Here is a 14,120-nt window from a genome sequence, read left to right on the forward strand (position 1 = left end):
CCTGGAACGACAACCCCCGCCCCTACGTGTGGGTCAAGACCGCTGACCAGATCCTCGACTCCATCGCCCACTACTGCGCACGAATTAATGACTCAGAACACTAGAAGGGTACTACCGCCAGCCGAGTGCGGGAGCGACGTCGTTGAGGATCGACTCCATCACGTGGGCGTTGTATTCGACGCCGAGCTGGTTGGGGATTGTCAGTAGCAGCGTGTCGGCGGCCGCGATGGCCTCGTCTTCGCGCAGCTCTTCGATGAGCTTGTCGGGCTCTGCGGCGTAGCTACGCCCGAACCGTGCAAGCCCGCCTTCGAGGTGGCCGACCTGATCCTGGTCGTTGCGATCGCGTCCGAAGTAGGCGCGGTCCATGTCGGTCGTCAGCGGGAAGATGCTGCGGCTCACCGAGACTCGCGGCTCACGAGTGTGGCCGGCCTTCTCCCACGCATCGCGGAAGCGCTCGATCTGCTCGGCCTGCAACTTGTGGAACGGGATGCCCGTGTCCTCGGTCAGCAGCGTCGAACTCATGAGGTTCATGCCCTTCTGGGCAGTCCACTCGGCGGTAGCCCGGCTGCCCGCGCCCCACCAGATGCGGTCGCGCAGACCCTCGGAGTAGGGCTCGATGCGCAGCATGCCCGGCGGGTTGGGGAACATCGGCCGCGGGTTGGGCTGCGCGAACTCCGCACCCTCGATCACCTTGAGGAAGACGTCGGTGTGTTGTCGCGCCATGTCGGCGTCGGTTTCACCCTCGGCCGGGACGTACCCGAAGTACTTGTACCCGTCGATCACCTGCTCGGGGGATCCCCTGCTGATACCGAGCTGGAGTCGACCGTCGGAGATGAGGTCGGCCGCACCCGCGTCCTCAGCCATGTACATGGGATTCTCGTAGCGCATGTCGATCACGCCGGTGCCGATCTCAATGCTGTTGGTCTTTGCACCGACCGCCGCGAGCAGCGGAAATGGCGAGCCGAGCTGGCGTGCGAAGTGGTGCACGCGGAAGTACGCGCCGTCTGCGCCGAGCTCTTCGACGGCAACAGCGAGGTCGATGGATTGATGCAAGACATCTGACGCCGTCTGGGCTTGCGAACCCGGAGACGCCGACCAGTGTCCAAAGGACAGGAAGCCGATTTTCTTGGTCATGTCAGATATAACCGGACCGTGGTCCATTTATTCCGCCGTTGGACTGCAGGAACGGTGTTGCTACGTGCCGCAAGATAGTTAAGCATCAAGGCCGCACGACCAAGCGTCGTCGTAGCATCGCTTCATGGACGTCAAGCGCCTGCGGCTGCTGAGGGAGTTCGCCGACCGCGGTTCCGTGGGGGCGGTCGCCGACGCGATGCACATAACGCCGTCGGCCGTCTCGCAGCAGTTCAAGGTGCTCACCAAGGAGGCGGGCGTCGAACTGCTCGAGGCCGACGGTCGGCGGGTGCGACTGACTTCGGCTGGGCAGGCTCTGGTGCTTCGGGCCGACGAGGTGATCGCCGCGGTTGAGCGGGCGCAGGAGGAGATGGCCGCGTACCGCTCCGGCCGATCACGGGTCCGGCTAGCAATGTTCCCCTCTGGCGCGACACTCCTCCTGCCGGCCGTCCTCGACCGCGCTGCCTCCGATGCGATCGAGATCGACGCGTCGCACCTCGACGTCGGCTATCCCGACGCTCCGCCGGCCCTCGCCGACTTCGACGTCGTGGTGACACACCGCGACGAGCGGACACCACCTGTCAGTTCGCCGCGCGTGCGCGTCACCGAGTTGATGCGCGAGCCACTCGACGTGGTCGTATCGCGCAATTCAGCTCTTGCAGAGCGTGATTCGGTGTCGGTCACCGAGCTGGCGGACCATGATTGGATCAGTGTCGAGGGTGGTTTCCCTGTCGACGATGTGCTGCTGTCGATCTCGGCCATCACAGGTGTGGCACCGAGGGTGACGCAGCGAATGCTCGACTTCACGACCATCGAGGCACTCGTCGCTTCTGGTCACGGAATCGCGCTGATGCCGCGTCACGCGTCACGTCATCCGGGGGTGAAACCGCTTGAATTGCAGGGTGTTCGAGCGGCGCGCGTCTACGAGGCGCTAACCAGACCGCGTCCGCGTCGAGCAGTCACATCGGTGGTCGACGCCCTCACTGCCGCGGCCGCCAGGTATGGCGCCTGAGCGCTCACCCCGCCGAACGTCGACGCCGCGGAAGCGCCGCCAGCAGAACCCCTGCGGCGGTAAGAGTTCCGACGTACGCCGCGACCCCCGCCCAGCCGAATGCCGAGTACATCAGGCCGCCGAGCGCACCCACCACGGAACTGCCGAGATAGTAGTGGAAGAGATACAGCGACGACGCCTCGGCGCGATGCTCGGTAGCCCGTGCGGACACCCAACCGCTCGCCACCGAGTGCGCGGCGAAAAAGCCTGCGGTGAAGAGGAATAGCCCGATGATCACGGACCACAGATGGTCCGGAATCGTGATCAACAATCCCACGAGCATGATCGACGTCGCACTCACGAGAACCCGGCGTCGGCCCAGGCGGTCGGCCAGCCTGCCACCCCAAGCCGACGACACCGTGCCTGCCAGGTACATGAAGAAGATTGCTGCCACGATTCCCGCCGGCAGTCCGAAAGGACCACCCAGAAGCCGATATCCGATGAAGTTGTAGACGGTGACAAAGCCACCCATCAGCACGAAGGCCAGGGCGAAGAGCGACAGCAGGCCCGGATCACGAAGGTGCGCAACCAGATTGCGTCCGGTCGTGCGTAGGGAGACAGGCTGCGGAGTGAAGAACTGTGAGCCGGGCACCATGCGCCAGAACGCAATCGCGAACGCCAGGGACACCAGCGCGGCGATCTCGAGTGCCCACTGCCAGGACACAAAGTCGACAGCAAAGCCAGGAATGAGCCGTCCGACCAGACCGCCGATCGTCGTACCCGCGACGTAGCGGCCCATCGCGCCGCCGAGCGACACGCCGTCGACTTCTTCGGCCAGATACGCCATGGCGACGGCGGGCACTCCGGCACACAGCAGTCCCTGCAGGGCGCGTCCGGCCAGGAGTAGCTCGATCGACGGCGCCCACGGAAGCAGTAGTCCGATGACCGAAGCGGCAACCGCGGAGCCGACCATGAGGCGCACGCGACCATACCGCTCCGACAGCGCGCTCGCCGGGATGATCGCGACGGCGAGCAGGCCGGTCGTGAGCGAGACCGCCAGAGCCGACGTCGTCGGCGAGACGTCGAAGTGTGACGACAGTTGGGGCAACAGACCCTGCACGTAATACAGCGCCATGAACGTCGTCATCCCGGCTGCGAACAGCGAGAGTGTGGCACGCCGATACCCGGGCGAGCCGGGTGAGTGCTTGACGGGCGCGAGGTCGGTGGTCACTGGGAGGACGGTTGCTGTCACTCCATCCATCCTGAGCTGCGCCGCCGTCATTAGGAAATGAATGTTTAGCCGTCACATCATTCAACAATGAATAACTCCAGCTAGAATGGCGTGATGCACGACGACCTGCGGTGGTTCATCGCCATCGCCGAGGCAGAGAACCTGACCGCGGCCGCCGAGCGGGTCCATTCGTCACAGCCGACGCTCTCGCGCTTCCTGGGCCGTCTCGAACGCGACCTCGGCGTGCCGCTCTTCGACCGCGACGGTCGACGCCTCGTGCTGAACCGGTTCGGACGCGCCTACCTCGACAGGGCGCGTCGCGCGGCGTCGCAGTTGGAAGCCGGGCGTCGGGAGGTCGAGGAGATGCGCGCTCCGGCGCGCGGGGCGGTGCGGTTGGCGTTCCTGCATTCGTTCGGGCTGGGGTTGGTGCCCGACCTCATCAGCCGGTTCCGGGTGGAGAACCCATCGGCGCGTTTCACGCTGACCCAAGATGCGGCGGCGACCGTCGTCGGGCATGTCGTCGACGGCGACGCCGACCTCGCGATCGTCGCGCCCCGCCCGATGCGCACCGACATGGCGTGGGCGCGCGTCGCCGAACAAGAACTCGCGCTCGTGGTGCCCCGCGATCACCGCTTCTCGGGCCGGGAGACCATAGGTATCGCCGAGGCCGCCGACGAGGAGTTCATCGTGATGCAACACGGCTACGGCATGCGGCGGATCTTCGACGAGATCTGCGCCGCACACGATCTCACGCCCGCGATCGCCTTCGAATCGTCGGAGCTCGCGACGGTATCCGGCCTCGTCGCCGCGGGGCTCGGCGTCGGAGTGGTGCCGGTCGAGGAGTCGGCGCGCCATCCCGGCGTCGAACTCATTCCGCTCGCGGGTGAAACGCGCGAGATCGGGCTGACCTGGTTTCGCGGTCGGCCGCTGAGCGACGTCGCGTCGCGCTTTCGGGACTTCGTGCTCGCGCAGAGCACGGCCGACGGCTGAGGCGCGCAGGCTCGTCGACCGCGCTCCCGCTCACCCGTTTCCCGCGGCCCCGCGCTCCCGCTCACCCGTTTCCCTCCCGCTTATTGGATTCAATAAGCGGGAAGTAAACCGGTGAGCGCGAACCGTGGTCGGCCGGGATGATTTCGAAGGTCACCAGCCACGGGCGCAGAAGGCCGGCGAGCTGCCGGCGCTCGAGCGTGGCCCAGACCCAGCGGACCACCATCGTGTCGAGTCCCCGCAGCTCGTCCTCTCGCAGCTTCTCGCGGACCACCGCGTCCTCGGGCGACTCGCCTTCGCGGAGCAGACGTCCGTACTTGGCCAGACCGTCGAACTCGCCGATCAACTTGCCGTCCCAATCGAAGTCCGTCTCGTACGTGCCGGACGGGCAGACGAAGCGGTGTTGCTGACGCGGCACGGGCAGGTCTGCCTCGTACATCTGTGCGCTGCTCCATGATTCGCCGACGCTCTGAGAGAGGCCGTTCGCGAGTGGGAGGGCCCGTCGAGCGTGTTGCGCGCCGCGCCGACGTCGAGCGCCCAGGATCTCCGACATCTTCTCCCGGTCGGCACCCGCTGCCAGAGCAGCCTCGAGGACGGTCATTGCCTGGGCGAAGTCGCCGCTCGACGCGACGTCGACCGCTGTGCGTTCGATCGAGGTGACCCGGATGCCGTCGACCTCGGTGATCTCGTCGTCGCTGAGCGGCACCCCGTGCAGGTGGCGCAGGCTGCGGACCGATCCTCCCGATGCGCGGCCGGTCGTCATGTGAACGTGCGAGAGGTTCGGTTTGAGCATGCGCAGCCCGTGCATCGTCGCTGCCGAGACGTGGCTGAGTACGTGTGGCGTGTCGGCGCTCAACTCCGACGTGACTACCGCGATCGAGGTGAGCCGGTGCAGCGCCTGGGCACCCGCATGGCCGTCGAATTCTGTTGTGTGCGGTACGAATACGCCGGGTACGAGTCTGTCAGTCGGCCGCGGTTGACCGCGGCGCAGAGCTCGTTGTCGCTGAATGCCGCCGTCTTCGCGGCTCCGCGTCGGATCAGGCCGAACTCGTCGAGCGGGTAGCCGGGGAGACCGATGGTGGAGTCCGTCATGCAGCTTCGACGCCGCGGTGGGCCGCGAGGTTCCGCTCCGCACCGATTGAGTTCGACGTCGACCTTCCCGCTCACCCATTTGCCTCCGGCTCATTGAATTCAATAAGCCGCAAGGAAATCGGTGAGCGGGAGCTCGGGGCTCAGAGCCGCTCGGACACCCGCCGGGAGGCCAATTGCACTGCCTCCCAGACGGTTGCGAACGGCGGGGCGTACGCGAGGTCCATCTCGGCCAGATCGTCGACGGTCATCTCGCCCCACAGCGCCGCGGCGACGGTGTCGATCCGCTTACCCGACTGCGCTCCGCCGACGATCTGCGCGCCGAGGATGCGGCGGGTCGTCTTGTCTGCGGTGAGCAGCACGGTGATCGGCGTGGCTTCGGCCATATAGCCGCTCGCGGTGTCACTCTGGGTGATCAGCGTGAGGGCGTCGTGTCCGAATCGCGCGGCGACCTCGGTGTTCATGCCCGTTCGCGCTATCTCCAGATAGGTTGGGCCGGAAGAGAATCGGGTGATGGCGGTCGCCAACACGCCGGCGAAACGTTTGCTCTCGTCGCCGCCGAGATTGAAACCGCAGACCCGACCCTGCTTGTTGGCGTGTGTTCCGAGCGGCGCGAAGATTCGCTCCCCGGTCATCCGGTCGAGAGACTCGCAGCAGTCGCCTGCCGCCCAGATGTCGTCGGCGACGCGCTGGTGGTCGTCGGGTAGATACCCGCCGTGAACGCCGATCGGCAACCCTGCCGCGGCGCCCAGTGAGGTCGACGGTCGAACGCCCAGCGCGAGTACCACGACGTCGGCTTCGATCACATCTCCGGAAACTGTTGTGACGGAACGTATTCTGCCGCCCTCGGCGTCGGCGCTCGCGACGACTGTGTCGGTCAGGACGGTGACCCCTGCGGCTCGCATACCCTCTTCGATGCGATCGCTCATCTCTGGGTCGAGCTTGCTCATCACCCTGGTGCGTGTGGCGATCGTGGTCTGGAATCCGCGCTCCGCCAAGGCCTCTGCCATCTCCACTCCGATGTAGCCGCCGCCGATCACGACTCCTCGACGGCCGGAGCCGGCGATCAGATCGAGCCAATACCGGGCGTCATCAAGGGTTTTCGCCGGATGGACACCGTCGATCAACGTGCCGTTCGCGTCGTGCGCCCAGTCCGGGAGCATCGCCGAGGCGCCGGTACACAACACGAGTTGGTCGTAAGCGACCTCCGACGACTCGTCGAACTCCGACGTCACCGAGACGACCTTGCGCTCGCGGTCGATTGCGGTGACCGTCATCCCCATGCGGAGGTCGACGCCGAGTTCTCGGTGTTGCGCGGCGCTGCGTGCGACGAGATTGGCGTCGGAGTCGACGAGGCCGCCGACGAGGTACGGGATGCCGCATGCCGAGTACGACGTATCCGACGTCTGCTCGAGCGCTATCACCTCGATGCTGCGCCCGGTGACCTCTGCTGTCCGAAGTGCCTGGTGAGCAGCACTCATGCCGGCGGCGTCCGCGCCAACGACGACGATGCGTTCCACCCGCGTCACGCTACTCGCGTTCGACGACGCGCAGCGTGCAGGAGGTCAGAGATCGGCGCTCACGACCTTACCGATGACGACACCGATGCCCGCGACGACGAGCGGCAGCGCGACGAGCACGGAGACCAGGAGAACTATCATCTGCATGCCTCAATGGTCCGCGCGGTTGCGCGCGTTGTCGCTGTGACCAGGCAAATCGTAGTGGGCCTCACAATTGGTACGGGTGACGCAGTTTTCCTCGTCGGACGGCGCGCTGAATCTATCGACGTGGGTGAGACGCGACGTCGCATCCCGGGCGGATCAAGCCTTACCTTCTGCAGACGCGCGCTTCACGCAGTGCACCGCGGGCGGCGCCCACGTGCCGTCGAGAACCTCTGCGCGCGGGGCGTACAGGCGCATCGTGACGCCGAGCGCGGCCCGTGGCGCGGGAAGCCAGTTATCGGTCTTCTCGCCGCCGGGATTCTCGTGCTGCAGATACAAGACGAGCGAACCGTCGTCGTTGAACCGCAGTTCGTCGCGGTCGCCCAGCGCGAACCGGTTGAGTTCATTGGCGACCTGATAGCCCTCGGCGTCGTACATCGTCACCGACCGGAAGGCATCCACGGGTGGAAGGCCATCGGCGGGAAACGTGATCGTGTAATCGTTGTGCCCGTCGAGTGGCTGGCCGTCGTCGTCGACCAGGGCGACGGGATAGATCGCATCCTCGGGCGGATTGGCACCCAACCCGACCAGCGCGATCTGCGCTCGCTGAAAGTAGTCGTTGCCGTAGACGCCGACGGACCGCGAGATGATCTGCCAGCCGTTCACGCGATCACCGAGGCCGGAGAGATCAGGCAGCTTCTTCCGCGCCGACGCGATACCCGACTCGAGTGCCGCGAGGCCGGCCTCGTCGAATCGCGATGTGTCGAACTCCAGTCCAGGGACGATCCCGATTGCTGCGATACGCGCCAGCACAGACTGATCCGTGAGGTGCGGTGGCGTCGTCGTCAGTACCTCTGCTGCGAGCCTGAAGAACTCGGGAGCAGTGAGTTCTCCGACGATGCGCAGTGGTTCGGTGTCAAGGTCGATGGGAGTACTCGACTCGGGTCGAGTCGGGCCGCCCAACGTGGTGATGGTGAAGCCGTCCTGAAACTTGCCGACGGCGTCGTAGTCGCTCGGGCCGTTGGTCTGCGACCGGCCGATGGCCCACACGTACGGCGTCGGGCCTCGATGATGAGGGCATCGTCGGGTACATCGCCGTCAAAACCCGGACCTATCACCATGATTCGTCGTTCGGAGTCTCCCGTGGTGCGGGATCCGGGAACCGCGAACACGTCGGTCCACATGTCCAGTAGCGGCAGCATGTAGTAACGCCCGCCGCTGTCGGGCAGGTCGATCAGGACCGGCCCGCCGGTGAGATCGAGCCACGCGGAGGAGTACAGCGTGTCGAAATTGGGGCGCACGATTGCGCGGAAATCCGCAGACGGAAACGCACGCATGTGGTGGAAGGTGTTCGCGGCTCCGAACCCCGGTTTGCCTGCGGATTCTCGTGCTGTCTGTTGTCGACGGCTGACCTCCATGATGACCAGCGGATACGCATAGACGTAGGCTTCCGCTGCCAGGCTCGCGGTATCGCCGGTGAGGGGTTTCGATGTCGTCATGGTCTCAAGACTCGACGATCGACCCGCGATTTCGATCATTCGAATCGTATGAGTGGAGAAGTCTCATCCCTTTCGGGTGATGTCGTCCCATCGGGTTCGATGTCAGCATGTGGAATATGACCGAAATCTCTGCCGATGTGGAAACGGGTCCTGTGGAATTGGGACCCATCGACTACCTTCTCGTCGAATTTCCTGCTGATCACAATCCGGACGGGTCCGCGTTGATACATCTGGTCGACCTCGTCGATCGCGGTGTGATCAGCGTGTTGGATCTCGCTGTGATCCGACGAGAGGGTGATGGCGTTGCTGCCCTTGAGATCTCGGATATCGACGTCGGTGCTGACCTGGACGCCGACATCCTCGCGGAGGCGTCGAGCGGGCTGTTGGACGATCAGGATCTCGCCGACGCGGCGTCGGCACTGGCAGACGGGTGCCTCGGCGTCCTCGTCGTCTACGAGAACGTGTGGGCGGCTCCGTTCGCCACTGACCTGCGGCGGGCCGGCGCTCAACTGGTCGCGTCCGGGCGAATTCCCGTCAACGCGATTCTCGAGGCCCTCGGCACAACCGACTGATCCGTGTCGGCCGATCTCGAGACTCCGCCCTGGTCCGGACGCCACGACCGTTTCACCACACCACTCGAAAGAGAAAGCGCAGGTAACAACCATGCCCGGACTACTCCGCGGGGTCGCCCGAACAGCCGTCGTTGCAGGGACTGCAACCGCGGTGTCCAACAGGGTGTCGCGTCGTCAAGGCGAGCGGTGGGCCAGACGGTCGGCCGAGACCGCACCCCAGGCATACGCTGCCGCACCGCCCGTCCAGAACCCCGAACCGCCGGCTCCCGTTGAACAAGGTGCGGCGACCGATGACCGAATTGCAGCGTTGACGAAGCTCGGTGAACTCCGAAGCTCAGGGGTTCTCACCGAAACGGAATTCGAAGCAGAAAAGAGACGTATCCTCAGTCTCTGACAATCAGCCGATCCATCAGTGTTCATTGCTAACCAAATCGTTAACAGCCACATCGAGAACAGCTACATCGATAAGGATAATTCATGACAACCTCACAACCCTCCACGAAGCAGCGTTGGGCAGGCGGACTATCCATCGTTGCCGGATGCGTCCTGCTCGTCGTCGGGATACTGGAGTTTCTCCAGGGTGTCTCCGCCGTCGCGGCCGACAACGTGTTCGTCGTAGGCACCAACTACATCTACAAGTTCAATCTCACGACCTGGGGTTGGATTCACCTGATCATGGGTCTGGTCGTCGCGGCGACAGGTATCGCGGTGTTCTTCGGGAAGACTTTTGCGCGAGTGCTCGCAATCGTGGTCTTGTCGCTCTCCGTGATTGCCAACTTTCTGTGGATCCCGTACTACCCGTAGTGGTCGATCACGCTGATCGCCCTCGCGATTGTCGGAATCTGGGCGTTGGCGGCGTGGAGTCCTGAGACCGACGAGATCTGACCCGGGCGCGAGGAGACGACGATGACCGGCGTGATCGATTCCGCGGAGGCGACGACGTCCTACGGTGGCCCTGGCCGCAGGACTCGTGCCGAGAGTGTGTATCTGGGGTTGCAGGCGCGGGTGCGATTGCCGCTCAGCGAAATCGGCGACCTGGGCGACGCCTCCGACCGTGATCCGATAGGTCTGCTCCAGGATCAGGCGCGTACCCGAGTCCCAGAACTCGTCCCGGTCAGGTACGGGCGAATGGCCGTGTCTCCCTTCACCTTCTATCGCGGTGCGGCACTTGTGATGGCCGATGATCTGGCTCGAACCGAGAATTCAGGTCTGACCGTGCAACTGTGTGGCGACGCGCATCTGTCCAATTTCGGGTTGTACGCCACGCCCGAGCGCAAATTGGCGTTCGACGTCAACGACTTCGACGAAACCTATCCTGGGCCGTTCGAATGGGACGTGAAGCGACTGGCCGCGAGTCTCGTGGTTGCGGCACGCGGCAACGGATTCGACAGCAAGACCGCCAAGCGGATCGCAGGTGCATGTGCCCGCGAGTACAGGGAGTCCATCGCGTCGCTCGCGGGACTCGACACGTTGGACGGTTGGTATCGACGCGCCGAACCTTCTCGAAAACTGGTCAATATACGTGATCTCATCGATTCGTCGACCGCCAAGAACGTGCGAAAGCAGATCGACAAGGCGTGGACGCGCGACAGTCTGTCTGCGCTCAAGAAGCTGACCACAACCGTCGACGGCGAACTGCGGTTCGTCAGCCAACCTCCGCTCATCGTGCCCATCGAAGAACTGTGGGACGCTGAGGTCACAGCGCGTCTGTATGGTCAGCTGGCCGATCGTGTCGACGCTCTTCGCGCGACGCTTGCTCCTCACTACCGCGTGCTGTTCGACAGATTCACCTTTGTCCGCATGGCGCGCAAGGTGGTCGGGGTCGGCAGCGTGGGAACTCAGGCGTGGGTCTTGCTGATGGTCGGACGAGACGAATCCGATGTGCTGCTTCTCCAAGCCAAGCAAGCCGAGAAGTCTGTTCTCGCACGGTATCTCGACGGCCCAAAGTATGACAACGAGGGCAGGCGGGTGGTGGAGGGGCAGCGACTCACGCAAGCAGTCAGCGACGTGTTCCTGGGGTGGTCTAGTGGTCCCGGGGCCGATGGGGTTCGGCGTGATCTCTACCTCAGGCAGCTTCGCGACGCAAAGGGATCCATCGTCGTGGAGGGTCTGGACCCACAGGGACTTGAGGTCTACGGGCGGGCGTGCGGTCGAGTCCTCGCTTACGGTCACGGTCGGTCGGGAGATGCGGTCGCCATAGCGAACTATCTTGGCGACGACGACGAATTCGACAGGGCTATAAGGCGTTTCGCATCGCGCTATGCGAAGAGGAATGACGAGGATCATCGTGTGTTCGTCGACGCGATCCGGGCAGGTGCGGTTTCGGCCGTCCCCGACGAGCGGTGACGCGAATGCCCGAGAAGATCGTGATTGCGGAAGGCGAATCGGGACGTGGTCTCGACGCAGACGAACGGGCCGAACTAGAACGTCTGCGCATCGAGGTCGCCGAGATCAGATCGGGGCAACCGGCGGGTGTGGGCAAGGAGTCCAAGCGACGGCGGATCAACTGGCTAATGGTCGGGGTCGTGGTGCTGGTCGTACTGTGTGCGGTGCTCACGCTGCTGTCGGTCACCACGCGGTATGTCAGGAGTCAGATCCTCGACACCGATCACTACGTATCGACCGTCGCGCCACTGGCATCCAATCCCGCAGCGCAGCAACAGATCACCACATCGATCACGAACGAGATCAATCAGCAGGTGAACGTTGAAGAGGTGACGTCGAATGCGCTCAACGAACTGACTCAACTCACACCGGCCGATCGTCCGCGCGTGGATCAGGCGATCACCGGACTCGCTCCGGTGATCAGCGCACAGGCGGAGAGCTTTATCCACAGCACGGTGGCGCAGTTCGTCGGCTCTGATCAGTTCGCTGCGTTGTGGACGACGGCCAATCGCGAAGCACACGATGCTGTTGTTGCGGCGGTGACCGGTGATACGCAGCATGGCGCGGTGAATGTCGACACGACCAACGGATCGATCAGCATCGAGCTCGGGCCGATCATCACCCAGGTGAAGCAGCGGCTGAGTGCACAGGGGTTCGCCTTCGCCGACAAGATTCCCGTGGTGAACAAGCAGTTCGTCATCTGGCAGTCCAAGGAACTCGCTCGGGCGCAGAACCTCGTGAAGTCGCTCGACAAGGTAGCCACCGTGCTGCCGTGGCTTGCGATTCTTGTCGCACTCGCTGCGATCGGGCTCGCAGGCGTCGGTCGCCGTATCCGAACCCTGACAGCAGTCGGGATTGCGGTCGTCGTCGCGATGCTGGTATTGGCAATCGGCATCATCGTCGGTCGCACGATCTACCTGAACAACGTGCCTACAGACGTCTTGTCTCCCGCCGCCGCCCAGGCGATCTTCGACACCGTGATCGGTCCGCTGCGCACTGCCCTTCGTGCGGTGGCGGTGCTCGGACTCGTCCTGGCACTTGTGGGCTTCTTCGCAGGAGGAACCCGGGCGGCTGCCGCCACTCGACGTGTCATCGGCGGGGGATTCGAAACGATCGATCGTCGCCGAAAGCAACGCTCGGCGTCGATGGTGGAGGCCCAACTGTGGCGGCTACGGTACGTCGTGCGTCTCGGGGTCCCGATAATCGCTGCGTTCGTCCTCATGTTCTGGCACTACCCGACAGGCATGGTCGTCTTCTGGGTGGTGGTCGTCGCGTGCCTCATCCTGGCGGCGTTCGAATTTGCCATCGCTCCCGCGCGCCGCGGAGAAGTCCCAGAAGCTGTCGTCCCAGAAGCTGTTGTGACCGAAACCGTCGTGACCGAGACCGCTGTCGCCGAAGACGCGGCCGGAGTCGTAGTCGATTCGACTGACACTGCCCGAGCGAACTGAACCGCATGTCGCCGGAGCGATAGCAGGTCGTACGCGCTCTCGCGACCAAGATTTCGCCGACGCATTCGTGCTGGTCGTCGTACCATGCTCTGCATGAAAGGCGCGGTACCCTCCCAGCGACATGGGCAGGGCGGCGAGGGGGATCCCGACGCGATCGAGGCGGACACCAACGCGCCCGACACAACTGCCGCAGCACCGCCGATTCTGAGTCTGCGGTTCTCGTCGCCGTCGTTGCCTCCCGGGTTTGTGGCGCGTCCTCGCATCGACGAGATTCTCGACTCTGCGCGAGGCGGCGACGTGAGCTTGGTGTGTGCCGCAGCCGGCTACGGAAAGACTCTCGCTGTCGCAGCGTGGGCGCAGGGGGCACACCGTCGTGATCGGACCGCGTGGCTTGCCGCGGGCGAAGGCGCCGGAGTGGCGGCATTCTGGCACGACGTGATCAGTGCTCTTCGCATGCTTCCGGTGGTGGCCGGCGAAGCGCGCGTGACCGAGTTCATGCCGGGTCCGGCGTTCGGGGACTCTGACGTGGCGGGTCTGGTTGATGCCCTGTCTTTCCTGCCCGAGCTGGTGACACTGGTGATCGATGATTTCCAACGCCTCACGTCGGCAGACGTTCTGAAATCGATCCACCTGGTGATCGAGTGTGGTGTTCCCACTGTGCATCTCGTCCTCATCTCCCGCGTCGAACCGCGAATACCGTTGCGCCGTCTGCAGGTGATGGGAAGGCTCCGAGAGATCGACGCCGCGGTCCTGGCGTTCACGCCGGCCGGGGCAGACGAGCTGTGTGCACGCATCGGAGTGGCGGTGGATGCGAAGAGTCGGGACCGCTTGATGGACCGGACGCAAGGCTGGCCTGCCGGAATCCGGTTGGCCTTGCTCAGTGCGACAGTCGAATACGGCGGTGATGTGCATGCGGCACTGACAGGCTTCGGTGGCAGTGGCAAGTTGGTGGCGTCGTACCTTCTCGAAGAGGTACTGGCCAGGGTGGCTACCGACGACCGTGAATTCCTGCTTGCCACAAGCGTGCCACCGGTTGTCTGCGCCGATCTGGGGCTGGTGCACGAGTAGGTGACATCTGATCTGGCTTGCCCTGCCGGGCGGCCTGGAAGGATGCCAGCTGTGCCCA

13 protein-coding genes and 2 pseudogenes are annotated in these 14,120 nt (G+C 64.3%); 8 read left to right on the forward strand and 7 right to left on the reverse strand.

The genetic code is table 11. From position 1 onward, the window contains the following. Positions 1-111: 111 nt before the first annotated feature. Complete coding sequence (locus A5766_RS16805; RefSeq protein WP_064905605.1) at positions 112-1,134, reverse strand: LLM class flavin-dependent oxidoreductase; 1,023 nt, start codon at positions 1,132-1,134, stop codon at positions 112-114. A gap of 124 nt (positions 1,135-1,258) precedes the next feature. Here A5766_RS16805 and A5766_RS16810 point away from each other — a divergent pair, with 124 nt between their 5' ends. After that, positions 1,259-2,143, forward strand: coding sequence for a LysR family transcriptional regulator (locus tag A5766_RS16810; protein WP_064905607.1), 885 nt, complete (start codon positions 1,259-1,261; stop codon positions 2,141-2,143). A 4-nt stretch (positions 2,144-2,147) separates the two neighbouring features. Here the strand turns inward: A5766_RS16810 and A5766_RS16815 are convergent, their stop codons facing one another. Then, complete coding sequence (locus A5766_RS16815; RefSeq protein WP_156527499.1) at positions 2,148-3,383, reverse strand: MFS transporter; 1,236 nt, start codon at positions 3,381-3,383, stop codon at positions 2,148-2,150. Positions 3,384-3,467: 84 nt separating this feature from the next. On the opposite strand from A5766_RS16815, the gene A5766_RS16820 reads away from it, so the two are divergent. Then, positions 3,468-4,343 (forward strand): LysR family transcriptional regulator, encoded by an 876-nt coding sequence (locus A5766_RS16820; protein ID WP_197501518.1) that lies wholly within the window; start codon positions 3,468-3,470, stop codon positions 4,341-4,343. Positions 4,344-4,404: 61 nt separating this feature from the next. On the opposite strand, the gene A5766_RS16825 is transcribed toward A5766_RS16820, so the two are convergent. The 5 genes and pseudogenes from A5766_RS16825 to A5766_RS25455 form a co-directional block, all read right to left on the reverse strand. Continuing rightward, positions 4,405-5,196: a hypothetical protein gene (locus tag A5766_RS16825; RefSeq protein ID WP_064905612.1), complete on the reverse strand. Its 792-nt coding sequence runs from the start codon at positions 5,194-5,196 to the stop codon at positions 4,405-4,407. 11 nt (positions 5,197-5,207) lie between these two features. Beyond that, complete coding sequence (locus tag A5766_RS25450; protein WP_064905614.1) at positions 5,208-5,432, reverse strand: hypothetical protein; 225 nt, start codon at positions 5,430-5,432, stop codon at positions 5,208-5,210. A 140-nt stretch (positions 5,433-5,572) separates the two neighbouring features. Then, positions 5,573-6,949 (reverse strand): FAD-dependent oxidoreductase, encoded by a 1,377-nt coding sequence (locus A5766_RS16835; protein ID WP_231894689.1) that lies wholly within the window; start codon positions 6,947-6,949, stop codon positions 5,573-5,575. 300 nt (positions 6,950-7,249) lie between these two features. After that, the gene (locus A5766_RS25350) at positions 7,250-8,140 is read right to left on the reverse strand and encodes a DUF1254 domain-containing protein (RefSeq protein ID WP_269449456.1); all 891 of its coding nucleotides are present in this window, start codon (positions 8,138-8,140) and stop codon (positions 7,250-7,252) included. A gap of 83 nt (positions 8,141-8,223) precedes the next feature. Beyond that, positions 8,224-8,628, reverse strand: a pseudogene (locus tag A5766_RS25455) (DUF1254 domain-containing protein); the annotation flags it as partial. Between the two features lie 77 nt (positions 8,629-8,705). Here A5766_RS25455 and A5766_RS16845 point away from each other — a divergent pair. From A5766_RS16845 to A5766_RS16870, 6 genes and pseudogenes are all read left to right on the forward strand, one after another. Further along, complete coding sequence (locus A5766_RS16845) at positions 8,706-9,161, forward strand: DUF6325 family protein (RefSeq protein WP_064861606.1); 456 nt, start codon at positions 8,706-8,708, stop codon at positions 9,159-9,161. A gap of 91 nt (positions 9,162-9,252) precedes the next feature. Beyond that, positions 9,253-9,555 (forward strand): SHOCT domain-containing protein, encoded by a 303-nt coding sequence (locus tag A5766_RS16850; RefSeq protein WP_064861607.1) that lies wholly within the window; start codon positions 9,253-9,255, stop codon positions 9,553-9,555. An 83-nt stretch (positions 9,556-9,638) separates the two neighbouring features. Further along, positions 9,639-10,046: pseudogene (locus A5766_RS16855) on the forward strand (DUF7144 family membrane protein). 21 nt (positions 10,047-10,067) lie between these two features. Beyond that, on the forward strand, positions 10,068-11,507 hold the full coding sequence (locus A5766_RS16860) for a DUF2252 domain-containing protein (RefSeq protein WP_064905618.1): 1,440 nt from the start codon (positions 10,068-10,070) through the stop codon (positions 11,505-11,507). A 5-nt stretch (positions 11,508-11,512) separates the two neighbouring features. Continuing rightward, on the forward strand, positions 11,513-12,994 hold the full coding sequence (locus A5766_RS16865) for a hypothetical protein (protein WP_064905619.1): 1,482 nt from the start codon (positions 11,513-11,515) through the stop codon (positions 12,992-12,994). Between the two features lie 93 nt (positions 12,995-13,087). Continuing rightward, positions 13,088-14,062 carry a hypothetical protein gene (locus A5766_RS16870; protein WP_064861610.1) on the forward strand — a complete coding sequence of 325 codons (975 nt, stop codon included), beginning with the start codon at positions 13,088-13,090 and terminating at the stop codon, positions 14,060-14,062. The last annotated feature ends 58 nt before the right edge of the window (positions 14,063-14,120 follow it).

Origin of the sequence: Gordonia sp. 852002-51296_SCH5728562-b (genome assembly GCF_001665475.1) — a bacterium.
In the GTDB taxonomy this organism is placed as follows: Bacteria; Actinomycetota; Actinomycetes; order Mycobacteriales; family Mycobacteriaceae; genus Gordonia; species Gordonia sputi.